Below are 22,469 nucleotides of genomic sequence, written 5' to 3'. Positions count from 1 at the left end.
TTGCCGGTTAAGCCGTGTCGACGGCCGCCATCAGGCCGGAAAGCAGCCGTCCGGCCCCGGGGATGGCCGGCTCGTGGCCGAGGGCCCGGAGGATTTCGTAGGTTGTGGCCGTGGCCGCCGTGACGACGGGGACCCCGAGCGCATCTTCCACTTCCTGGACGGCTGCCAGGGAGGGCATCTGAACGCAGGCCGAAAGCACCAGCGCGTCAATACCGGTCCGGTCCAGGCGTTCGGCTATGGAAGGCAGCTGGGCCGCATCCAAGCGGCCGACCTCCAGGTTATCCGCCACTTCAAGGCTGATCACGTCCTGCACCTCGATCCCCGCGCCTTCGATGTAGTCGGCGACCATTTTGGTCAGTTCGGGCAGATACGGGGTGACCATGGCAACTTTGCGTGCACCCATTGCCTGCAGGGTCCGGACCAGCGCGCCGGCGCTGCTCGTGACGGGAGCGGGATGCCCGTTCCCGGCGGCCGCCGCGGCGATAACCTCCTCGGAGCCTTCATGCGCTCCCGGCCCCTGGGCCATCACCGCCACCAGGCACGCATAGGCAATGATGTCCACGTCGGCATCAGAGACCGCAGCGGCGCACTCACCCGCTTGAGAGATCATGGCCGCCAGTTCTTCAGGGGTCACGCTTTTCAAGGCCGCCCTGGCGGAGTGGAATGTGTAGGCGTGCCCGGTCGCTTCGGACTGCCGGCGGAACATCTCCGGAAGCTCGGTTTCCATCGTCGTATTGGAGCTGGGAACGATCAGTCCGATCCTTGACCTGTCCTTCCCGTTTCGGGCTGTCTGGTAGGCGCCGTGGGGTTCAAACGCTGTCATTGTCACTTCCATATCTGGCTAGATCCGTGTCCACCTGCCGTAGCCGACGCCATCTAACCCACATTGTGGTTTCGAAACCCATAGTGCGGGTTTATTCTTGATGTGTCAACGCTCACGTCATTTGAGCGGGGCCGTGGCTGGTTAGGATGGACACTCGATGAGGAAAGCGGTGGCAGGTGGCAGGCGGCAGTGCGGTAGCTAAAGAACAAGGCTCCAGGTCAACGCCGATCCTCGTGTTGCGCAAGGTCAGCGAAATCCTTAACTGCTTCTCCATCGAGTCGCCTGAGCCGACGCTCCAGCAGATCGCCCGCACCACCGGATTGCCTGCCAGCACGTGCCAGCGGCTGGTCCAGAACATGGTGCACGAAGGATTCCTGGACCGTGACGGGGACCGCTACCGGATCGGCCTCAGGTTGGTTCAATGGGCAGCGTCCGGCACGCTGGGCCTGGATGTGGTGCGGCTGGTCCGGCCCGTCCTTCACGAGCTCCGGGACGCCACGGGGGAAACCGCCTGCCTGTACATGCGCGACGGCGCGTTTCGCACAGTGGTGGCCGTGGCGGAAACGCGGCACGTGGTCATGCGCCCGTTCCTGGTGGGTCAGGTCATGCCGATCCACGCCGGCGCGCCGGGGAAGATCTTCCTCGCGTTCGATCCCGGGGCCCGGGAGTCCCTGCTCGGGACCGACCTCACCCGATTCACGCCGTCCACTCCGGTCAGCTGGGCACGGCTGGACGAGCAGGCGGAGCTGGCCAAACAACAAGGATTTTTCGCCGCTTTCGGTGAACGAAACAGCGACGTCGGGTCGATCAGCGCGCCCGTGTTCCGGTACGACGGCGAGCTCGCAGCGGTCCTGGGTCTGGGTTTCCCGATCCAGCGGGTCAGCAGCGACGAAGTCCCGCGGCTCGGCCCGATGGTCGCCGCAGCCGGCAAGGCGGCCAGTGCCGCCCTCGGGTACCGGGACCCGGAGCAGAAGTAAGAAGCAGCCGGGTTAAAAGGCAAAGGCCCCCGCTTCCCTCTAAATAAAGGGAAGCAGGGGCCTCGCTGCTTGCGATGCTGCGGGACGGGCGCGAACCTGTCCCGCAGCACCGGTTCCTTCGAAGGTCAGTCCGCCGTCGGGCCGGCTGCTGCCGACAGGCGCAGCCACGTATCCACCACCGTGTCAGGGTTCAGCGAGACGGAATCGATGCCCTCGCCCACCAGCCACTCGGCGAAGTCCGCGTGGTCACTGGGACCCTGGCCGCAGATGCCCACGTACTTGCCCCGCGCCTTGCAGGCCTTGATGGCCATGCTCAGGAGCTTCTTGACGGCGGGGTCACGTTCGTCGAAGCCGCCAGAGACAATCGCGGAGTCGCGGTCCAGGCCCAGGGCCAGCTGGGTCATGTCGTTCGAGCCGATGGAGAATCCGTCGAAGTAGTCCAGGAATTCGTCGGCGAGCAGGGCGTTGGAGGGAATCTCGCACATCATGATCACCTCGAGGTTGTTCTCGCCGCGGGTGAGGCCGTTCTCCGCCAGCAGTTCGATGACGCCGCGGGCCTCGTCCAGGGTGCGCACGAACGGAATCATGAGCTTGACGTTGGTCAGCCCCATCTCGTTGCGCACGAAGGACAGGGCTTCGCACTCGAGGTCGAAGCAGTCCCGGAAGGACGGCTCGAGGTAGCGGGAAGCGCCGCGGAAGCCGAGCATCGGGTTCTCTTCGTGCGGCTCGTAGGCCGGACCGCCGATCAGGTTGGCGTATTCATTGGACTTAAAGTCGGACATCCGCACAATCACCGGCTCCGGGGCAAACGCCGCGGCGATCGTGGCCACGCCCTCGGCCAGACGCTTGATGTAGTAATCGCGCGGGCTGTCGTAGGCGGCAATCCGCTCGCGGATTTCCGCGGCCACGTCCGCGGGCTGCTCGTCCAGGTTCAGGAGTGCCTTGGGGTGGATGCCGATCTGGCGGTTGATGATGAACTCCAGCCGGGCCAGGCCCACGCCGTGGTTGGGCAGCTGGGCGAAGGTGAAGGCCTGCTCGGGGGTGCCGACGTTCATCATGACCTTGACCGGGGCCTCGGGCAGCTGGGCGATCTCGGTTTCCTCGATGCTGAAGTCCAGGAGCCCCTCGTAGATGAACCCGGTCTCGCCGTCGGCGCAGGAGACGGTGACCTCGAGGCCGTCGCGCAGCGCGTCGGTGGCGGCGCCGGTGCCGACGACGGCGGGGATCCCCAGTTCGCGGGCGATGATCGCCGCGTGGCAGGTACGTCCGCCGCGGTTGGTCACGATCGCGGATGCACGCTTCATGATCGGTTCCCAGTCCGGGTCGGTCATGTCGGCGACGAGGACATCGCCGGTTTCGAAGGAGGCCATCTGGTCAATGGAGCTGAGGATGCGGACGCGGCCGGCGCCGATGCGCTGCCCGATCGCGCGGCCCTCGGCAAGCGTCCGCCCTGTCCCGTTGAGGCGGAAGCGGCTCAGGCTGCCGGCGGCCCGGCGGGACTGCACAGTTTCGGGGCGTGCCTGCAAGATGTACAGGCCGCCGTCGATCCCGTCCTTGCCCCACTCGATGTCCATCGGGCGTCCGTAGTGCGCCTCGATGGCGAGGGCGTGACGGGCGAGTTGCTCGACGTCGTCGTCGTCAAGGCTGAAGCGGTTCCGCAGCGACGCCTCCACCGGAACGAAGTCAATGGTGCGGCCGATTTCACGGCTTGACGTGTAGGTCATCTGGAGCGCCTTCTCGCCCAGGCCGCGCTTGAGGATCGACGGGCGGCCGGCCAGCAGCGCCGGCTTGTAGACGTAGAACTCGTCCGGGTTGACGGCGCCCTGGACGACGGCCTCGCCGAGGCCGTAGGAGGAGGTGACGAAGACGGCGTCGTTGAATCCGGACTCGGTGTCCATGGTGAACATGACGCCGGAGGACCCGATGTCGGACCGCACCATCCGCTGCACGCCCGCGGAGAGTGCCACCTCGGCGTGCTCAAATTTGTGGTGCACCCGGTAGGCAATGGCGCGGTCGTTGTAGAGGGACGCGAACACATCCTTGATGGCCAGCAGGATGTTGTCGATGCCGCGGACGTTCAGGAAGGTTTCCTGCTGCCCGGCGAAGGAGGCGTCCGGCAGGTCCTCGGCCGTGGCGCTGGAACGGACGGCCCAGGAGAGATCCTCGGAGCCGCCGTGCTTGTCCACGAGTTGCCGGTAGGAATCACGGACCTGCGCCTCGAACGCCGGCAGGAACGGCATCTGGCGGATCAGGGTCCGGATCTCCTGGCCGGCCGCGGCCAGGGCTGTGACGTCGTCAGTGTCCAGGCCGATCAGGCGGTCGGCAATCTTCTGGTCCAGGCCGGACTCGGCCAGGAATGCACGGTAGGCGTCCGCCGTCGTGGCGAATCCGTCCGGCACCTGCACGCCGGCGGAGGTCAGGTTCTGCACCATCTCACCGAGGGAGGCATTCTTGCCGCCCACCCGGTCCAGGTCCTTAAGTCCGAGTTCCGAGAACCACAGGATGTCTGTTGTCATAGTTACTGCTCCTTCGCAGATGGTGGCATGCGGCGGCGCCGCCACGCGCACGGCGTTCGCCGGTTGGTGGGCGCAATTCCTGTTCACCTTCTCAGGTCTTCGCCGGTGTTTCCATATGACGTGCGTCGCACTCCACTTGTGAAATTTTTCTCTAATGTTTGAGCTTCATCTGTTGGAGGATGGTGGCGGCCATTTCCTCCACCGACACACTGGCCGAGTTCAGGTATGGAATCCCATGTGAGACGTATAAGCGCTCGGCGCTGCGCAGCTCGAAACCGCACTGACGCAGCGACGCGTAGGGCGAGCCGCGGCGACGCTCGGTGCGGACCTGGCTCAGGCGCAGGGGATTGGTGGTGAGGCCGAAACATTTCGAAACGAACGGCCGCAGCGGCCTGGGCAGTCCTTCGCGTTCAAAGTCCTCGTCCACCAGCGGGAAATTGGCGGCGAAGATACCGTGCTGCAGTGCCAGGTACATTGTGGTGGGTGTCTTGCCGCAGCGGGACGGGGCCACCAGGATGACCTGCGCCTTTTCGAGCGCGCGCAGGCTTGCGCCGTCGTCGTGCTCCATGGCGTATTCGACGGCGGCCATCCGGGACTGGTAGCGGGCGGCGTTGCCCAGTCCGTGGGCCCGGCCCGGTTCTCCGCTGGCTTGGGCTTCCAGGGCTAGCTCCAGCTGCCCGACGTGGGTCCCGATGAGGTCCACGATGATGCCCCGGCACGTGGCCAGGGTCTGGCGGATGTCAGTGCCCACTGCGGTGGAAAAGACGATCGGCCGCAGGCCGTGCGCGGCCATCGCGTCGATGGTCTTCACGACGGTGCGGGCCTGGTCGACGCTGGTGATGAAGGGGATGGTGATGCGGTCGAAGTCGTTCGCGGGGAACTGCGTCAGCAAGGTGTTGCCGAGCGTTTCCGCGGTGATGCCCGTGCTGTCCGAGAGGAAGTAGACCGGGCGGGGAGCGTCATTGGTCATGAACGCATTGTGCACCACTGTGGGTCGAGTGTTCTTCCATGACTCACCTGCCGAACGCCCGACGCCGGTCCGGCTTCGGGGAGTAGGCTGTGACCCACATCACCAAAGGAGGCCGGATGAGCTATAAATATCGAACTGTCAGGGTCCGCGGTACGGATCAGATCGGCACCATTGCCCGCAGGCATGGGAGTGCCCCCGAAATCTACGAGACGTCCAAGGACCCGAGTACCTCTGTGGTTCCCGTGTTCTTTCCGGAAACCGGTGAGATCCGCTTCTTCGACCGGTCGGTGCTGGAGGACGTTGTGAGCCCGGCCGGCTAGCGGTCGCGCCGCGCGTCCACGGTTCAACCTGCCGGCTTATCCGGCTTGTATCTCTTAAGTACCCCCTGTTGAGGGTGGGTGGCTATCAGTTTACGGTGGCCTTGGGGGAGGCCGGGGTGGTTCCGGTTTTCGGCTGGGCATCATGACGGTTCTCCCCGGGTGAGCGGGCAGTATGTGCGCCCGGATCGTACCGTCCTTGCCTGCCGTGTTATTGATCCTGATGACTGATGACTGGTGCCGGAAGTGCCGGTGCCAGGGCGTTCCCCGGGACACAGTGACCCGCCGGCTGCGCCATGAACCCTTCGGGTGACGCCCCACCACGCTGCTGGTGAACATCCGCCGCTACCGCTGCAGCGGGTACGGGCCCGTGTGGCGGCAGGACACTTCCAAGGCTGCCGAGCCGCGGGCGACCCCCCAGAGTGTCGAACTGTGGGCGAGGTGAACATGCCGAATATCTGGTCCGCCGCGAGCGTCAAGCTTTACGGCGGTGGCGTGGCCGAAGAACGCTTCCTCCGGGCACACTCGGACCTGATCGGGGACTACAGCTACACCAACGGAATGCATCTTCGAAGTCTCCAACCTCGCGAATTCACCGTCACCGAAGAGAGCGCAACCGACGCAGCCGGAGTGAAAACCGTCCTGAGCATCGTGAGCCCGGTCCTTGAGAGCGCTCTCGCGTTACTCGCGGGACGCTGACGCCCGCCGCTGATTTGGTATTTCTGGGCTAACGGTTGAAGTATACGTATGCATGTCTGATACTTGCCGGATGAACAATACCCTTGCCGGCCCTCGTGCGGAGTTCGCTGCGGCCCATCAGATCATCGACGACGACGGTACCTTGGCGATGGATGAGGTGCGCCGCGCGCTGCGCTTGCCTTCTTTCAGCGATACCGGGGAGGGTATCGAGGCGGCCGCAGAGCATTTTGCCGCGCTGTTGGGACGTGTGTGCCCTGACGCTGCAATCGTCCCCACCGCCGGGTACCCCGTGGTGCTGGGGACGGTCCGGTCGCCCCGGCCGTCGGCTCCGACCCTGATCGTGTACGGCTTGTATGACGTTACCCCGACTATGGCGCATGAGTGGACGGTGAACCCGCTGGCAGCTGAGATTGTCGATGCCCGCGACCTCGGACTGTTGCCTCATCTCGGCCCTGTCGTGGCCGGCCGGGGAGCAAACAACCACAAGGGCCCCGTGATCGCCGCGATTCTCGCGGTCGAAGCCATGCAACGGGCCGGCGTGGAGTTGCCGGTAAACCTGATCTTCGTAATCGAGGGTGAAGAGGAGATCGGAAGCCCGAGCCTCCCGGGATTCGTGGAGGAACACCGGGAGCTGCTGCTGAGCGCGGACGGCATCTGGCTGCCCTGCATGCAGCAGAACTCCGCAGGCGTCATGACGATCCGCCGGGGCTTCAAGGGGTGTGTCTTCGCACAAATCACCTGCCGTGGCGGGCACTGGGGCGGCCCCGCCGATGGGCGGCACATCTGGGCCGGGAACTCGGCATGGATTGATGCGCCCATGATGCAGCTGGTCCGCGCCCTTGCCACCATGTACGACGACGAGCAACGTGTCACCATCGATGGGGTAAGAGCTGTCGCCGATGCCGCCTCGCTGCAGTTCGCTGACGACATCGCTCGGGTGTCTGCGGGTTTTCGCGACAACCCTGAATGGTCCGCAAACATGCTCGGCAATCTGCATGTTGAACGGGCGCTAGCCGGAAAGGACATCGCGGACCATGTGGAAAATTACATGACCGGTGTCAACATGAACATCCAGGGCATGGTCGGCGGCTACCAGGGTCCGACGTTCTATACGTCCTTGCCGGGCGAGGCAAGCGCCCGGGTCGATTTCCGGTTTCCCCCCGGGATGACGCCGACGGAATTTGTGGAAGCCTTGCGCGGGCATCTGGACCGGCGCGGATTCGGCCACGTGGAGATTCAGATTCCGCGCGGTTATGCCGGGGCGCCGTCCATGCCCGATGACTGCGACGTGCTGTTGGATGCGGGGATCGTCACGGCCGCACGCTACGGCGTGGAGACAGCGGTGTGGCCGATCGCGAACAACTGCTGCCCGGCCTCGCTCTTCACCGCTTTGGGCAAGCAGATTCCCTTCAGCGTGGCCGGGCTCGGCCACGGGGATCGGGCACATGCCGCGGATGAGTATTTCACTGTCGGCTCGGTGGAGAAACTCATGCATTTCACCGTCGACTATCTTGGCGATTTTGCCAACACCGTGGCGCGGACCCCCGCAGCGGGCCGGAACTGACCGAACACAGGGGATAGGGGTGTCCCGGTGGAAACCGGGCCACCCCTATCCGTGCTTAGGACCCGGCGGCCCAGTCAGCCAGGCAACTATCGATAGCGGACTGCGCATTCAGGACGACCATCGCTGCTCCCTGATCCCACGCGGTACGGGCCTGGGAGGCGGTGGAGACGATGGCCATTACGGGTCGTCCTTCCGAGGCCGCGGCCGCCCAGACCTGCAGACGGGCTTCGTCCGCCCGGGCCGCGTCGTAGCCCAGGGCCGCAGCTAGGTCCGAAGGCCCCACGAAGATGACGTCAATGCCGGGGTGTTGCACGATTGCGCCGGCGTTGGACACACCCTCGGCGTCCTCGATCATGGCCACAACCATGGTGGCGGCAGCCGCCTTCGCGGCGTGCTCCTCAGCTGTGGCCTTCCCCCAGCTTCCCGCTGCCGTGTAGGTGGCGAACCCCCGGTCTCCCAATGGCGGGTAGTGAGCCATACGGACAGCGGCCGATGCCTCGGTGGCAGTGCGGACGTGCGGCACGATGACGCCTTCGGCGCCGGCATCGAGGACCCGCAGGGCCAGGGCGGTCTCGCCTTCGCCGATTCGAACCAGTGTGGGCAGCCCCGCCGCCCGCCCGGCGGTAATGTGCTCGGCGATGTCCCTCTGGTCCGCGATCCCATGTTCGGTGTCGAGGAAGATGAAGTCGAACCCGTTGGTCCCGGCCATGTCGATCAGCATGGGTGCCGGGACGCGGACCAGCAGTCCGCGCAGTCGGTCACCGTCGGTGAGCCGTGATTTGAGCGGCTTCGGTGCCGGCGGGGGGCTCATCGGGCCGCCATGCCCGCTGAGAGGTCGATGTCTGCTGCGGTCAGTCCCCGCATCTGCAGCATCGCAACGACCGCCTGGCCGACTTCCTCTTCCTCGACCATGCGGCCCAGGGCCGCCCGGGAGACGAAGGCCGCTTCTGACTGGTCGTAGGAGGTCCCCGAGCGTTCGGCCTCCATCCGGAAGTTGCGTTCCATTCGCGGTCCACGGACGGGACCGGGGGAGAGACTGTTGACGCGGATGTCATACGGGCCGGCTTCGGCGGCCAGGGTTGTGGTCAGTCCTATCACGGCCATCTTCGAGGCACAGTACGAGGTACGCCCCACCAAGGGCCGTTTCCCGCTCACTGATGCGATGTTGATGATGTCGCCGCTGCGGGCGTTCATCATGGCTGGAAGAAAAGCCCTGCAGATCAGGTACACACCGCGCACGTTGGTGGCGAAGACCTCGTCCCAGTCGCCCGGATCGATGCCGACCAGGTCCGACACCGGTCCCGGGATTCCGGCATTGTTGACCAGAATGGACACGGATTCGTCCCTGAGTGCCAGTGCCAGCCGCTCGACCGAGGCCGGATCAGCGACGTCGCAGCTTTCAAGTCTGCATTGGTCCTGGGCCAGCCCGAGCTCATCGCGGGTCTGCGCGAGTTTATCCAGGTTCCGGCCGACCATGATGACCCGGGCTCCGGCTTCGATCAGGTGGCCGGTGATAGCCTTGCCGAGGCCGTTGCCGGCGCCGGTTACCAGCGCGGTGCGCCCTGTCAGCGGGAGGGTCATGGGTTCGTCGCCGCGGCAGGCTGGGAGGACCAGGGCAGGTCCGCGCCGCTGTACTTGCTCGCGCGGACGTCGCCCGAGCGGGCGTGGCCTTCGAAGGATTCGACGCGGCTGGCCCGGCCGCAGATCTCGCCCAGCAGCGCCGAAGTTGCCGTGTCTGTCACTTCCTGGTGGGTGACAGTCTTTAGGTATTTTCCGACCCAGAGGCCGCCGGTGTAGCGGGCTGAGCCCTTGGTGGGAAGGACGTGGTTGGTGCCGATGACCTTATCGCCATAAGAGACACAGGTCCCTTCGCCGAGGAACAGCGCACCGTACTCGCGCATCTTATCCAGGGCTTCGCGGGGCTCCTGTGTCAGGACCTCGACGTGTTCGGAGGCGAAGGTGTCCGCCAGGGCGTAGGCCTCGTCAAGTGAGTCGACGACGTGGACCTGGCCATGGTCCCGCCAGGCCGGCCCGGCGTAATCCTTGGTGGGCATGCCCGGCAGGATCTGTTCAATGTGGTCCAGGACCTGGGTCCCCAGTGCGGCGCTGGTGGTAATGAGCACGGCCGGGGAGTCAGGACCGTGTTCGGCCTGGCTGAGCAGATCGACAGCGACAATGAACGGGTCCGCGTACTCGTCGGCGATGATCAGGATTTCGGTGGGTCCGGCGAAGAGATCAATGCCTACTTCGCCGAAGAGTTGACGTTTGGCTTCTGCCACGAAGGCGTTGCCCGGTCCGGCAATGAGATTCACTTTGGGAATGTCGGCCGTTCCCACGGCGAGGGCCGTTACGGCCTGCACTCCGCCGAGCAGGTAGATCTCGTCGGCGCCGGCCATGTGGGCCGCGGCGATGGTTGCTGCAGGAATTTCACCGCGGATGGGCGGGGTGCAGGCGGCCACCCGCGGCACGCCGGCGACTTTGGCGGTGATGATGGTCATGTGGGCTGATGCGGTCAGGGGGTAGCGGCCGCCGGGGATGTAGGCTCCGGCGGAGGATACGGGAAGGTGTCGATGGCCCAGCCGGACGCCGGGGAGCGTTTCGATTTCGATGTCCGTCATGGAGTCGCGCTGGGCCTGGGCGAAGCGGCGGACCTGATCCTGGACGAAGGTGATGTCTTCGATCACCTGCCGGGGCAGAGTGGCAATGATCTCCGCGATCTGTTCCGGGCTAAGCCGGAAGGATTCCGGGCTCCATCCATCGAATTTCTCCGAGTATTCCCGGACTGCGGCGTCGCCACGGTTGCGGATGTCGTCAATAATGGTCTCGACGGTGGCCCGGACTTCCGGTTTGCTGCTGCCGGTGTGGCCGGACGGGATGGCTGACTTCAGAACGTGGGGCATGTTTTTCTCCGGGAAGGTTGATGGTCAGACGGCGGTGGCTGGCTGGGGCAAGGCGATGCCCTGATGGGCGAGGGCGAGTTCGTCGTAGGCCAGCCACTGTGCAGTGACACGCCCGTCGACGAGATGGTGGTGGCTGATGAGGCTGAACTCGACCGGGCCCTGCGGGCCGGTCCCGGCGATCCGCCACTGGGTGGCAACACGCAGCGGCAGCGTGTCCGAGGCTTGCAGCGAGTACTGGTCATCGATCTCTGCCGCAAGGGGCCCGAGGGCGGCCCGCAACCCGTTGGCCCACTCGGTCATGGCACCGGCTCCGTCTCGCTGGATGTCCGGGGCGAAGGCGGTCGCGCAGTCGGCGGCGTAAAACCCGGATTCAATCCAGCCGTCCAGAGCGCCGGTGAACGCCTGCCGGACCAGGTCTCCCTCTGCCGTGCGGGTGAAGTCAAAGGCCGGGCGTGCCACCCGGGGAGTTTGGGGGTAGCGGGTGGCCTCCAGGGCGTCTTCGAGGGTGTAGCCGAGCTGACGGGCCTGGGCGAGAGGGTTGGCGCCCAGCCATTCCTCGATGATGACCTCGCCGCGGACGATGCAGTTGGCGATGGCCGTAAACGTTACCGGCCGGCCGGTGGCAGGGCCGTAGGTGGTGCCGCCCGTGTCGGTCCCTGTCCACGTCCAGCGCATGGAGGTCCGGTATCCTTCCTCTTCTGAACCGGTCCAGATCGTGTCATCGATGGTGCCGTGGAAGTCCGGGTAGGTGCGAAGCCGCGCATGGGTGTTGGCGATGACGGTTTCGTCGCCCACCAGGTCGCCCGCGTCGAGGTGGATTGCCGTGCTCGGCGCGTAGTACCTGCGGATGAGCTCTAGATTACGGTGCGGGAGGTTCCAGATGTCGTAGGTGATGCGTTTGATGTAGTCGACGGGGCCGTCGAACCCGAATGCTCGGAGGCCGGGCGAATGGGGCGTCATATAGATTTCCTTAAATTCCAGAGGTTGATGATGTTGGCTGTGGATGCCGGATCTTCAAGGGTCATGAGGTGGCCGGCGCCGGCCAGGACTTCCAAGTCGGCATTGGGCAGGGACGCGGCGATGTCTTGGTGCATTTCCGGGCTGCACAGCTGGTCTTCGGATCCGGCGAGGACCAGGGTCCGTGCATTGACCCTGGCCAGTTCCGGGCGAAGGTCGCGGCGGCTTCGTTGGATGCCGAGCTGGTCCGCGAAGTCGTCCCGGCCGACGTCGTTGGCCATGGCGGCCCCCACCCCCGGCAGCGGACCGGTGCTGCGGTCCGGAGCGAACAGCGCCGGCGCGGTCTCAGCCGCGATGTCGTGCAGGGCTCCGGCCCGGTTGCGCCGGGCCATGGCATCCCAGGCCTGGAGCTGTTCGGGTCTGGGGCCCCGGGGGTTGGTCGAAATCAGTATCGCGCTGTCAAAGAGGCCCGGATCTTTCACGGCGGCTGCCATCGCGATGATGGCACCCAGTGAAAGTCCGATGATCCCCACCGGTCCGGGCTGGTCCTTGGCAAGCGCCATGATATGTCCTGAGGCCTCGTCCAGCGTGGTGCCCCGGATCGGGACGTCCCGCGTCGTGCCGCCCAGACTAAGGTAGGGGTCCATGGCGGTAAATATTCCTGCCGTGCACAGCATGCCCGGAACCCGGATCCAGGTTCGGACCTGTTCATCCGTCCGGTGCGGGGCCATGTCCTCAGCTCAGTCGTCGATGGTCGAGTAGCGTACAACGTTCCACGAGGCGACATATCCTGCAGCGTCGGCGGCATGCCCCTTGTCTTCGGCATGGCGGAGAGTTTCCGATGGCCATTCCAGGCGGACCCGTCCGTCCCCGCTGTTCACGACCAGCATCTGGGCCTCATCATCCAGTGCGGTGAAGGTCCGCCACGCGCCTGCCGGCACGGATACCGTGTCGTAGGGATTGAGTACTGTCGCCACCTTGTGGTCGCCGTCGTTCAGCGTCACCAGCCATGAGCCGTGGTAACCCATCAGTACCTGGCTGTGATCATGGCGGTGCTGGAGCATGCCTTCGTCCTTGACGGCGCGCAACCATGCGAGGTTGAAGTTGTGGGGATAGTGGATCGGCGGGACCTGGTCCCGGTCCTCGGTCATGCCGTAGCCGATGACCGTGGCGAGTTCGGCCCCTCCACCGGGCAGTTCGCTGCACATGAACGGCCGGCCACTCCAGTCCAGGTCCCGCTGACGGACCACGCGCTGCTGCATCTGCTCGGCAGACCAGGTGCGAAGCCGGTCGATCTCGGCCCGTGGCAGCGGCGGAACGACCTCGACATGATCCGGAATTGTGTCACCGGCGACGGTGTCGATCAGCTGATTGTCAACGGTCAGGAACAAGCCATGCTTTTCCGCTTCCTTCAGCACCGAAGGTCCCCAGATGATGCCTCCGGTGTTGTCGAACCCGAGCGCGGTGAACAGCCAGCCACGTGATCCGCCCACGTTGGTGAACCCGCGGAAGATCCAGGTGGGAACGCTGACGATGTCTCCTTCTTCACAGAGGAATTCCCCGTCGCCGCCATCTGCACCCCAACGCATATTCCAGGTGCCGCTCCAGTTCAGGAATACTTCGGCGGTGAAGTGAAGGTGGAGGTTGTTCACCACACCGTCCGGCATCGCGGCAGCGCCGATGTTAAACCCGTGGGGCTCGCGAAGGTTCACGACCTGCTGGGCGCTCTGCGTTACCCCGGGCCCGATGATCGAGTAGTTCTCCTTCGTATCGCTGCCGGGCGTACGGCAATCGATAAACGCCTGGTTGCAACTGACGTAGTCGCTGCGGCGGATAGTTCTGCGCCTAAGCTCGGTTTCATCAACGAACGCGGCTCCGGATTCAAGCTTCACATTATTTCCCATGGCTCATGTATACGTATGTATTGAATGCATGTCAAGGGGTCGCACCACCAGCAAGTGAGGCCTAGATCTGCGTCGAGGAAGAGTGCGTGCCGCGGGGCATGGCCTGCACCGGGTGAATGTGGCGCACCGGCTCATCCGGCAATATCCCCAGCAACCTGTCGACGAGCAGGTTCGCAGCGTCCTCCGCCATATGCGGCAGCGGGAGCGCGACAGTGCTGAGGTTGCAAATGGGCCAGCCGGACATTGGAACGTCATCAATGCCCACAATGGACACGTCCGCTGGCACACGGAGGCCGAGATCCCGGGCCGCGTTCAGGGCACCGATGGCAACGGAATCGCTGATGCAGATGACCGCCCGGGGCGGCTGCTCGAGCGACATCAATTTGCGCATGCCGGCGTCGCCGGACCCGTGGCCGAACCATCCGCGGACAACGCGCGCCGAACGCAGGGGAATATCCGCATCAGCCAATGCTTCCCGGATTCCGGTCTCGCGATCGACGCTGGTGGACGCCTCAACGGGCCCGGCGAGAAGACCGATTTCCCGGTGCCCGGCGGAGATGAGCATCCGGGCGGCAGTCCGGCCGGCCTCCACATTGTCCGCCACCACGCTGTCTGAATCGACCATTCCGCCGACCCTGTTCAGCATGACCATCGGAATTCCCCTCCCGTGCAGCTCAAACGGCAAGGCCGACTCCCGCCGAGTGGTGGTGAGCAGCACGCCATCAACCGAGCGGTCCAGCAGGGGTGAGTATCCCGAGCCGTCCTCCTCGCGTTCGGCGAGCAGGACCATCCCGTAGCCCCGGGCCGCCAGTGCGTCGTGGATCGCCGGCAGGATCAGCGGATAGAGCGGATTCGCAAGATCCGCCACCATGGCCACCCGATGCGTGGCCTGCGTCGAGAGGGAACGGCCCATCTGGCTGGGTACGTAACTCAGGGCCGTGGCGGCCTCCGCGATACGGCGGCGCGTTTCCGCGGTAACCCTGGGATCCCCCCGCAGCGCGCGCGAAACGGTTGGCTGGGAGACCCCGGCAAGGCGGGCTACATCTCGACTCGTGGCAACCATGAGGTGCCTCACTTTCCGTTTCAGGCAGCGCTGGCGGACTGTCCGCCAACCAGCATCTGCCGTCGATCTCTTGACAACATGTTAGCTGTGACACACTCTATTACATACGTATTCATGCCCATTAGGGGCACCAAATCCTGAAGGTGGCGTTTTGAAACCTCCCCGCGTCCTGGGCCGCAGGCCCCTCTTGTTCACCGTTGCCGCCCTCACGATGGCCTCCCTTGCCGCTTGCGGCGCCGGAAGCCAGATCTCCAGTGCATCCGGGGTCAAAGGTACCTGCCTCGCGGCGGAACCCGCCGCCCCTGCGACCGTGAACATCCTGGCCTACGGCGCTCCCGGCATGGACCCCTTCACCAAGGCCATGACCGGGTCCTGCAACGACGTCAAGAAACTCAAGGTCAACCATTCGCCAGTGGACTTCTCGGCCCAGCTGGAAAAGGCTCCCCTTTCGCTCTCCCAACAGGCAGACGGCGCCTCCTACGACATCGTAGAGGTCTACAACACCACACTGGTCGAATACGCCTCCAAGGGATGGCTGGCGCCGTTGGACGAGTGGGTGGCGAAGAACGGTGAAGCCTCGGGGGTCAACGATATCGACCCTGCGCTGTTGGAGAAGATGAAGTATGACGGGCACCTCTACGCCCTGCCTAACCAGCAGAACGTCCACATCCTGATGTACCGCAAGGACATTCTGGACAGCCTGGGCATCCAGGCGCCGAAGACCTATGGCGAACTGTATGAAGCGGCTGACAAGATCAAGGCGGCGGGCAAGTCCCAGACGCCCTTCGTCGCGTCGTTCAATGCGGACAGCGATATCTCCACTGCTTTCAACAACGCGCTGACCAGCCAGGGCGGCTCCTGGGTCAACAGCGACGGACGTCCCACACTGGCCACCCCCGAAGGGGCAGCCGCGATCAATGATTTGCGTAAACTCAAGACCTACATGTCCAACGACGCCTTGACACTGAACAATGCAAAAGCCGTCGCCGCCCTGCAGAACGGGCAGGCCGCCATGGGCATCGTCTACGCCGGGCGGGGCGCCACCCTCATCGATCCGGCCCTGTCGAAGTTCGCCAAGGACTTCGCCTTCGCACCGGCACCGGCGGCGAAGGCAGGAGGCAAGCCCGCCGCCCAGTGGACCCAGGACGGGTTTGCCGTCGCCAAGAATTCCAAGGTTGGGTTCGAGACGCTCGCCGGCGTCATGGCGACCTCTGTCGGTGACGCCGCCATGACCAACGGAGCACCGTTCGCCGTCATTTCCCGGACCAGCAAACTCAACGATCCGGCGTTGCAGGCCAAGGCCCCCTACTGGCAGGCCGCACTTGACACCCTGAAGGCCGGCGCCGAAACCCTGCCGCTGAAACCGTTCATGCCGACCATCCAGCAGAGCACCCGCGCGTTCATCGTCGAGGCAGTCAACGGCACGGGGGATCCGATGGATGCACTCGGCAAAGCAGACGCGGCAGCCAATGCCGCGTTGAAGACCGCCGGGTACCTGAAGTAGCTCTTCCGCGGCGAATCCGCCACAACAGATATTAGGAGGTGGGTCCACTGAGACGACGCGAATTCTTCATCTTCGTCGGCCCCAGTATTTTGGTCATGACCTTGCTCATGGCCGGGCCTTTATTCATCACGGCCTTCGACAGCTTTAGGAAGGTCAGCTACGGCGACCCAGGCGTCTTCGTCGGCTTCACCAACTACACGACCACGTTGGGTGACCAGCGGTTCTGGGCGGCAGCCGGGTTCACGACCCTCTACACCACCGCGATGACCGTAGGAAAAATTGCCGGGGGGTACGTCGTCGGGCTCATGCTCAACGCCGTCCACGCCAAGGCACGGGCCTTCTTCCTGGGTCTGCTTCTGGTGCCCTACGTCGTGCCAACAGTTATCGGCGCGCTCGTTTTCTCCTGGCTTTTCAACAGCACGTTCGGGGGCTTCATCAACGTCTTGCTGGCACCCCTGGGTATCGCACCAGACTGGTTCACGGACCCGACCGCAGCAAAGTTCCTACTCATTTTCCATAGCATCTGGCACGAGTCGGCATTCGGCATCCTCGTCCTGGTCGCAGCCTTACAGTCCGTTCCCCGCGACCGGATCGAGGCGGCCGCCATCGACGGGGCCGGCTGGTGGCAGACCCAGTGGCGTATCGTGATGCCCTCCATCCGCGGCTTCATCGGCTTCATCGCGCTGATCTCGATCATGGACGGCTTCCGGGTCTTCGACAGCGTCCGGATGATCACCCCGGCCGCCTCGACCGTGGGTACGGAGTCCCTCATGACCTACGTCTACAACGTCGCGCTCGGCGAAACGCAGCAACTCGGACTTGCCAGCGCCATCAACGTCATCACGATCATCATCATCCTGATCTTCCTTGTACCCTTCATACGCCAGACCTGGCGGGAGATGAAATCCGCGTGAGCACACACACCGACCTCAGCGTCCGTAGCCCTGTTCCCCCTCAGGAGCCCAAGCCCGGACCCAGCGCCCAGGAACGACCCCTCCGGCGCAAGCGAGGTGCCACGAGCAACACCACCATCGGACGCCGACCCCGGTGGCGGACGATCCTCGCCTACACCGGGCTCTCGATTGCCTCGTTTGTGGCCGTGTTTCCGTTCTTCTGGGCACTCCTGACCTCCATCAAGCCCTACACGGACGCGTTCGTTTCGCCACCGGTCTGGAGCTTCGCCCCCCAGATCACGGCTTATGAACAGCTGTGGTACGCCACTGAATTCGCGTCGTTCGGCATGAACACCATCGTGGTCGGCGTGGTGACGGTCATCATTTCACTGGTCGTGGGCGCACCTGCGGCCTATGCACTGTCCCGTTTTGACTCGCGGATCTCGCTGTGGCTGCTCGTGCTCGCCCTCGTATTCCGTTCACTGCCGCGCTTCGTCGTTGTCCTGCCCTTCTACTCCATCGCACAGGCCCTCAACATCTACGACACCCAGCTGATGCTGATCATCGCACTGGTTGCAGTGAACCAGCCATTCACGATTTGGCTACTGCGGAACTTCTTCACCGAGCTGCCCAGGGAACTGGAAGAAGCGGCCCAGATCGACGGCTGCAGCCGCTTCGGGGCGTTCCGTCGCGTCATCATGCCCCTCGCCGGCCCCGGGCTGGTCACCGCTGGCATCTTCACCTTTCTGCTGGCCATCCAGGAATACCTGATTCCCGTTGTACTGACGCAACAGCATGCGACCACCCTGTCCGTGTTCATCGCATCCTTCGGGATCGCCGAAGACACTGCCCTCTACCAGCTCATCGCTGCCGCCAGCATTCTGATGGCCCTCCCGATCATCGCTCTGGCCTTCCTAGCCCAGCGGTTCCTCGTCAGCGGACTCACCGGCGGGGCCATCAAAGGTTAGGCCCATGAGTCTGCCCGATGCCTCGGCGTGGAGCGCCGGTCCAAACGTCACCATGCACACCCTGACCCGGAACAGCCGGGCAGGGTCCAGCTTCCAGGCGGGCCGTTCCCGACAGCGGCTCCGCGATGTTGAACGAACGGGACCATGAATACACCAGCCCTGCTGCAAATCACCCCAAACTACGCCGAGACCCTCGAAGCCGGACATGTCCTTACCCTCGACTGCGCAGAGGCGCCTGGCATAGTCCACGCAGTCTCAGGCTTTCTCCTTGCCCACGGATGCGACGTGCGCGACATCAAGCAATTTGGAGACAGAGACGAAAGGCACTTCTTCATGCGCGTGCAGGTGTCGTCATCCTCACCGGCATGTCAAAGCAAGGACCTCCGAAAGGACTTCGCGCCGCTGGCAAACGATTGGAGCATGAATTGGCAGATCGAAGCACTCGGACGGCGGCGTAGGGTACTGATCATGGTCTCCGGCTACGGCCACTGTCTGAACGACCTACTGTTCCGGGCCCGAACTGATGACCTGCCAATTGAGATCGTCGCCGTCGTCTCCAACCACCGGGACCACGAAGCGCTCGTTGACTGGCACCGTATCCCGTTTTTTCACCTCCCGGTAACACCTGAGACCAAGGCCACAGCCGAGGCAGATCTCCTGCAGATCGTTGACGATCTCAACGTGGAACTCATCGTCCTCGCCCGCTACATGCAAGTCCTCAGCGAAGAACTTTCGACAAAGCTCCCCGGGCGGATTATCAACATCCACCACTCGTTCTTACCGAGCTTCAAGGGTGCCAAACCGTACCACCAGGCACACCAGCGCGGTGTGAAGACTGTGGGCGCGACAGCCCACTACGTGACCGCCGAACTCGACGAGGGCCCCATCATTGCCCAACAGGTCATCGACGTCGACCACACCTACACGGCGGCCGATCTGGCCGCCGTCGGCCGTGATGCGGAATGTGCTGCCCTGCGCGATGCCGTCCGCTGGCACTGCGAGAACAGGGTGGTCCTCCTAGGGAACCGGACTGTCATCCTCAAATAGCCATGGCCAGTTAGCACGCGCATGGAGCTGATAGGGATTCGAGCAAGATCCGAGGACGCGCCCGGCCCCCAAACCCCTTCGGCAACTAGTGGCGCGTGTCTAAAGTGATTATAGGGTTGGTTTTTGGGAGAATGGGGCATGGCTCATCCTCCTGCCCCGGCCCTGGTCATTCGCGATGGTGACTTTGATGTTTTGTCCCGCTGGTCCCGGTCATCGTCGATGCGGGCGGGGTTGGCTCAACGGGCAGGAATCGTTTTGATGGCTGCTGACGGTGCGCCCAATACTCGGATAGCGGCGGCGGTCGGTGTTTCGGTGCCGACGGTGCTTGCGCGGCGCGGAAAGTACCAAGCGAGGGGCTTGGCCGGGTTGGAGGACGAGCAGCGTTCGGGCCGGCCGCGCGAGATCGACCGGATGAAGATCATCGCGGCAACCCTGGCCCCGCCGCCGGAATCGCTCGGGGTCACGCATTGGTCTTCACGGCTGCTGGCCAGGCATCTGAAGACGGATTTCTCCACTGTGGCCAAGACGTGGCGCGAGTACGGCGTGAAGCCGTGGAAGGCGGAGACGTTCAAGTTCTCCACGGACCCGGAGCTGGAAGCGAAGGTCGTTGATGTGGTCGGGCTCTACCTTGCCCCGCCTGAGAACGCTGTCGTGCTGTGCGTTGATGAGAAGTCGCAAATTCAGGCGATGGACCGCACGGCACCGTTGTTGCCGATGCAGATCGGCGTTCCGGAGAAGCAAACCTACGACTATGTCCGCCACGGCACCACGACGTTGTTCGCGGCTCTGGAGATCGCGACCGGGAAACTCACCGGCACGTGCAAACCGGCCCACACACACAAGGAATTCCTGAGCTTCCTCAAGCACGTTGCCTGTACGTACCCGGGCGTTGAACTGCACCTTGTGATGGACAACTACTAATGCCGACATCGGCATTAGTAGTTTTATGGTGACTTCGGGATTATGCCGACCCTGCTGGGTTCCTGCCCGGAGTTGCGGGGTGTGGGGTCCCGTCTGGTCGGCATAATCGGGTCGGGTCAAAGGCCTGCCAGGAACTGCAGGAGCTCGCCGTCCGGGTGGTAGCGGCCTGGAACCTGCCGGCCATCGATGGTGAGTTGAGCAAGGGCCTTTTCTTTGGCCCTCATGTCTGAATGCAAATAGATCTGCGTGGTTTCCGTCGACTGGTGCCCGAGCCACATCGCAATGACATTGATGTCGATGCCCGCTTGGAGCAGCTGCATGGCACAGGTATGCCGCAGGACATGCGGTGTCAGGGTTTTGCCTTCCAATTTTGGGCAGGCTTTGATCGCTGTCGCCTGGTGGTGGCGAAGGATTTTGGCCACGGCGTCTCGGCTCAGCCGGTGCGCAGAGACAGTCCCAAAGAGAACCTGGTCAGCGCGCAGATCATTTGCCTGCACCCATCGGGCCAACACGTCCCTGGTCGGCCGTGCCAGCGGTGTGCGCCTGGTCTTGCGGCCCTTGCCAACGCACTGAACGTAGGCCCCGGTGCGTTCAAGGTGCACGTCGGAGACGAGGAGCCCGGTGAGTTCCGAAACGCGCAGCCCCGTATAGATGGCGGTGTGCAGGAGCGCATGGTCCCTTTGCCCGTGCCAGCAGGACTGATCGGGAGCATCAAGGAGCGCCTGGATTTCAGGATCCGTCAGGTAGGAAACAACGTGCCTGGTGCCGCGTTTGGGACCAATCGAGAGTACCTGGTTGATCAGCGCCTGGTCCTGGGGGTCCCGATATGAGGCGTAACGATAGAACGAACGGATCGCAGCCAGCCGCGTGTTGCGGGTGCTCGTTGAATTGCCTCGTTCCGCTTCCAGATACGCAAGGAACCCTCCGATGGCCTCGGCGTTGCAGATCGCGAAGGTCAATTCGTCCGGGCGATGGCCGTGAGCGTCGCTCATATAGTGCAGCAGCAGACTCATGGTGTCCCGGTACGAGGCGACAGTGTGGGCGCTGGCCTGGCGCTCATTGATCAGTTTGTTGATAAAGAATCCTTGCAACAGCTCCGCGAAGACGCTCACGATTCCCACCTCTTCTCCACGGCGGAAGAGAGTCGGTCTTCCGCAAGGCCCATCAATTCCGTCGTGCCCGTCAAATACCAGTAGGTGGCCTGTGGGTCGACGTGACCCAGATACGTGCTCAGCAACGGCATGCTCACCGACACATCCCGGCCTTGTGCATACCACCGCAGGAGGGTTTGCGTGGCAAAGGCATGTCTGAGGTCGTGCAGCCGCGGCCGCGCCCGGCCCACCGGGGCAATGCCCGCCGCCTCCAGAAAGTCACCCATGTAGAGGGTCACTCCGTGGTCTCGGAGCCGGTGCTTGAGCGTGTCGAGGAACACCGCTGCCGTTGGCCCATCCTTGCCCAGAAACTCAGCCCGGTGCAGAAGATAGGAACTCAGTGCTGCGACCGTGGTGGGGTGGAGTGGCAGATCGCGTGATTTGTTGAACTTCGCGTCGTGGATCCTAATGATTCCCGTGGCAAGGTCCAGATCCTCAAGGTTCAACCGGTGCACCTCGCCGGTGCGCATTCCGGTCACCGCGAGCAGGCCGATAAAGGTTGCCAGCGTCAACCCCCGGAAGGGTGGTTGCATCTTTCCGGCGGCGTCCATCAACGCCCGAATCTCAGCGTCAGAATATATGTAGGGCAGGGCCCGGCGGCTGGGGCAGGGCAGGATGTCCGCCGGCGGAACTTCATGACGGTCATCGCAGCTGTGTGCGTATCGGGCAAAGATTCTCACGATCATCAGCCTCCTGCCCCACGTGTATCGATCAGTGCTCCGCGGCGCGTTCATGGCCCACTGCACGGCAAGATCGGTGGTCAATACGGTGGCGTGGTTGGCGGCCATGAACTTCAGGAAGCTGTGCAGTTCCTTGGAGAACGTCACCAACTTGAAGCCAAGCTGGCGCCGCAACTGCAAGTACTCGTCCCCCAAGGACAGGAGATCCATTTCGCAGTCCATGACGGCTACCTGAGCTCCGGCCATGGCCGGGCAAGTTCGGCCAGCCGGTGGTGATCAACCTTGGCGTAGATGGCGGTAGCCAACACGCTCTCATGCCTGAGTACCTGCCCGATCTGGGACAGTCCAGACCCGGATTCCAGGAGGCCGATGGCCAGGGTATGGCGCAGCCGGTGCGCACCAACCTGGCCGATTCCCGCCCGGCCACTGGCCCGGCTCATCACCGCACCAACAACGTCGGAGCTGATCGGCCGGTACGGCCTGCGCACGGTGACGAACACTTCACGGTAGGGGCATTGCGGGGTTACGTCCCGTGGAGTGGTGTAGATCTCCGCAGTTGCGCGTTGCTCCGGCGACGTAGTGAGCCATCGTGCGATGGTCAGTGAGTACCGATCA

At 63.9% G+C, this 22,469-nt stretch carries 21 protein-coding genes and 2 pseudogenes; 10 read left to right on the top strand and 13 right to left on the bottom strand.

The window, feature by feature from the left end:
* Positions 1 to 7: 7 nt before the first annotated feature.
* Positions 8 to 823, bottom strand: coding sequence for a maleate cis-trans isomerase family protein (locus ABIB14_RS11800; RefSeq protein ID WP_354236068.1), 816 nt, complete (start codon positions 821 to 823; stop codon positions 8 to 10).
* Between the two features lie 176 nt (positions 824 to 999).
* Between ABIB14_RS11800 and ABIB14_RS11795 the strand changes: the two genes are divergently transcribed.
* Positions 1,000 to 1,800, top strand: coding sequence for an IclR family transcriptional regulator (locus ABIB14_RS11795; protein ID WP_354236067.1), 801 nt, complete (start codon positions 1,000 to 1,002; stop codon positions 1,798 to 1,800).
* 125 nt (positions 1,801 to 1,925) lie between these two features.
* On the opposite strand, the gene ppsA is transcribed toward ABIB14_RS11795, so the two are convergent.
* Together ppsA and ABIB14_RS11785 are read right to left on the bottom strand one after the other, a co-directional pair.
* Complete coding sequence (gene ppsA / locus ABIB14_RS11790) at positions 1,926 to 4,316, bottom strand: phosphoenolpyruvate synthase (RefSeq protein WP_354236066.1); 2,391 nt, start codon at positions 4,314 to 4,316, stop codon at positions 1,926 to 1,928.
* A gap of 151 nt (positions 4,317 to 4,467) precedes the next feature.
* Positions 4,468 to 5,286, bottom strand: a complete 819-nt coding sequence (locus ABIB14_RS11785) for a pyruvate, water dikinase regulatory protein (RefSeq protein ID WP_354236065.1) — start codon at positions 5,284 to 5,286, stop codon at positions 4,468 to 4,470.
* A gap of 116 nt (positions 5,287 to 5,402) precedes the next feature.
* Here ABIB14_RS11785 and ABIB14_RS11780 point away from each other — a divergent pair, with 116 nt between their 5' ends.
* From ABIB14_RS11780 to ABIB14_RS11765, 4 genes and pseudogenes are all read left to right on the top strand, one after another.
* Entirely contained in the window at positions 5,403 to 5,606 is a 204-nt protein-coding gene (locus ABIB14_RS11780; RefSeq protein ID WP_354236064.1) for a hypothetical protein, read from the top strand.
* Positions 5,607 to 5,690: 84 nt separating this feature from the next.
* A pseudogene (locus ABIB14_RS11775) lies at positions 5,691 to 6,015 on the top strand (hypothetical protein); the annotation flags it as partial.
* 35 nt (positions 6,016 to 6,050) lie between these two features.
* Positions 6,051 to 6,302 carry a DEAD/DEAH box helicase family protein gene (locus tag ABIB14_RS11770; RefSeq protein WP_354236063.1) on the top strand — a complete coding sequence of 84 codons (252 nt, stop codon included), beginning with the start codon at positions 6,051 to 6,053 and terminating at the stop codon, positions 6,300 to 6,302.
* A gap of 70 nt (positions 6,303 to 6,372) precedes the next feature.
* Positions 6,373 to 7,866: a M20/M25/M40 family metallo-hydrolase gene (locus ABIB14_RS11765; RefSeq protein ID WP_354236062.1), complete on the top strand. Its 1,494-nt coding sequence runs from the start codon at positions 6,373 to 6,375 to the stop codon at positions 7,864 to 7,866.
* 55 nt (positions 7,867 to 7,921) lie between these two features.
* On the opposite strand, the gene ABIB14_RS11760 is transcribed toward ABIB14_RS11765, so the two are convergent.
* From ABIB14_RS11760 to ABIB14_RS11730, 7 genes are all read right to left on the bottom strand, one after another.
* Positions 7,922 to 8,677 (bottom strand): HpcH/HpaI aldolase family protein, encoded by a 756-nt coding sequence (locus ABIB14_RS11760; protein WP_354236061.1) that lies wholly within the window; start codon positions 8,675 to 8,677, stop codon positions 7,922 to 7,924.
* Positions 8,674 to 9,447, bottom strand: a complete 774-nt coding sequence (locus ABIB14_RS11755) for an SDR family NAD(P)-dependent oxidoreductase (protein WP_354236060.1) — start codon at positions 9,445 to 9,447, stop codon at positions 8,674 to 8,676. The genes ABIB14_RS11760 and ABIB14_RS11755 overlap by 4 nt, the downstream gene beginning before the upstream one ends.
* Positions 9,444 to 10,766, bottom strand: coding sequence for a histidinol dehydrogenase (hisD, locus tag ABIB14_RS11750; RefSeq protein WP_354236059.1), 1,323 nt, complete (start codon positions 10,764 to 10,766; stop codon positions 9,444 to 9,446). Before hisD ends, ABIB14_RS11755 begins: the two co-directional genes overlap by 4 nt.
* Positions 10,767 to 10,790: 24 nt before the next feature.
* Positions 10,791 to 11,726: an ester cyclase gene (locus tag ABIB14_RS11745; RefSeq protein ID WP_354236058.1), complete on the bottom strand. Its 936-nt coding sequence runs from the start codon at positions 11,724 to 11,726 to the stop codon at positions 10,791 to 10,793.
* A complete protein-coding gene (locus ABIB14_RS11740) occupies positions 11,723 to 12,370 on the bottom strand; it encodes an alpha/beta fold hydrolase (RefSeq protein WP_354236057.1) in 648 nt (215 codons plus the stop codon). Before ABIB14_RS11740 ends, ABIB14_RS11745 begins: the two co-directional genes overlap by 4 nt.
* Positions 12,371 to 12,463: 93 nt before the next feature.
* Positions 12,464 to 13,627 (bottom strand): cupin domain-containing protein, encoded by a 1,164-nt coding sequence (locus ABIB14_RS11735; protein WP_354236056.1) that lies wholly within the window; start codon positions 13,625 to 13,627, stop codon positions 12,464 to 12,466.
* A 61-nt stretch (positions 13,628 to 13,688) separates the two neighbouring features.
* Positions 13,689 to 14,690, bottom strand: a complete 1,002-nt coding sequence (locus ABIB14_RS11730) for a LacI family DNA-binding transcriptional regulator (protein WP_354236055.1) — start codon at positions 14,688 to 14,690, stop codon at positions 13,689 to 13,691.
* 151 nt (positions 14,691 to 14,841) lie between these two features.
* Between ABIB14_RS11730 and ABIB14_RS11725 the strand changes: the two genes are divergently transcribed.
* The 5 genes and pseudogenes from ABIB14_RS11725 to ABIB14_RS11705 all read left to right on the top strand — a co-directional run.
* On the top strand, positions 14,842 to 16,194 hold the full coding sequence (locus ABIB14_RS11725; RefSeq protein WP_354236054.1) for an ABC transporter substrate-binding protein: 1,353 nt from the start codon (positions 14,842 to 14,844) through the stop codon (positions 16,192 to 16,194).
* A 95-nt stretch (positions 16,195 to 16,289) separates the two neighbouring features.
* Positions 16,290 to 17,108 carry a carbohydrate ABC transporter permease gene (locus tag ABIB14_RS11720; protein ID WP_354236053.1) on the top strand — a complete coding sequence of 273 codons (819 nt, stop codon included), beginning with the start codon at positions 16,290 to 16,292 and terminating at the stop codon, positions 17,106 to 17,108.
* A complete protein-coding gene (locus ABIB14_RS11715) occupies positions 17,105 to 18,055 on the top strand; it encodes a carbohydrate ABC transporter permease (protein ID WP_354236052.1) in 951 nt (316 codons plus the stop codon). The genes ABIB14_RS11720 and ABIB14_RS11715 overlap by 4 nt, the downstream gene beginning before the upstream one ends.
* Before the next feature lie 144 nt (positions 18,056 to 18,199).
* Positions 18,200 to 19,102 carry a formyltetrahydrofolate deformylase gene (gene purU, locus ABIB14_RS11710; RefSeq protein WP_354236051.1) on the top strand — a complete coding sequence of 301 codons (903 nt, stop codon included), beginning with the start codon at positions 18,200 to 18,202 and terminating at the stop codon, positions 19,100 to 19,102.
* Between the two features lie 138 nt (positions 19,103 to 19,240).
* Positions 19,241 to 20,020: pseudogene (locus ABIB14_RS11705) on the top strand (IS630 family transposase); the annotation flags it as partial.
* Between the two features lie 119 nt (positions 20,021 to 20,139).
* Here the strand turns inward: ABIB14_RS11705 and ABIB14_RS11700 are convergent.
* The 3 genes from ABIB14_RS11700 to ABIB14_RS11690 form a co-directional block, all read right to left on the bottom strand.
* Positions 20,140 to 21,135 carry a tyrosine-type recombinase/integrase gene (locus ABIB14_RS11700; RefSeq protein ID WP_354236050.1) on the bottom strand — a complete coding sequence of 332 codons (996 nt, stop codon included), beginning with the start codon at positions 21,133 to 21,135 and terminating at the stop codon, positions 20,140 to 20,142.
* Entirely contained in the window at positions 21,132 to 22,034 is a 903-nt protein-coding gene (locus tag ABIB14_RS11695; RefSeq protein ID WP_354236049.1) for a tyrosine-type recombinase/integrase, read from the bottom strand. Before ABIB14_RS11695 ends, ABIB14_RS11700 begins: the two co-directional genes overlap by 4 nt.
* 47 nt (positions 22,035 to 22,081) lie before the next feature.
* Positions 22,082 to 22,469, bottom strand: a 388-nt coding sequence (locus ABIB14_RS11690; RefSeq protein ID WP_354236048.1) for a tyrosine-type recombinase/integrase, incomplete at its 5' end; no start/stop codon positions are given.

This window comes from Arthrobacter sp. UYEF3 (assembly GCF_040546245.1).
Taxonomy (GTDB): domain Bacteria; phylum Actinomycetota; class Actinomycetes; order Actinomycetales; family Micrococcaceae; genus Arthrobacter.
Note: the sequence above shows the minus strand (reverse complement) of the source record. Positions and strands in the feature narration are given on the sequence as shown.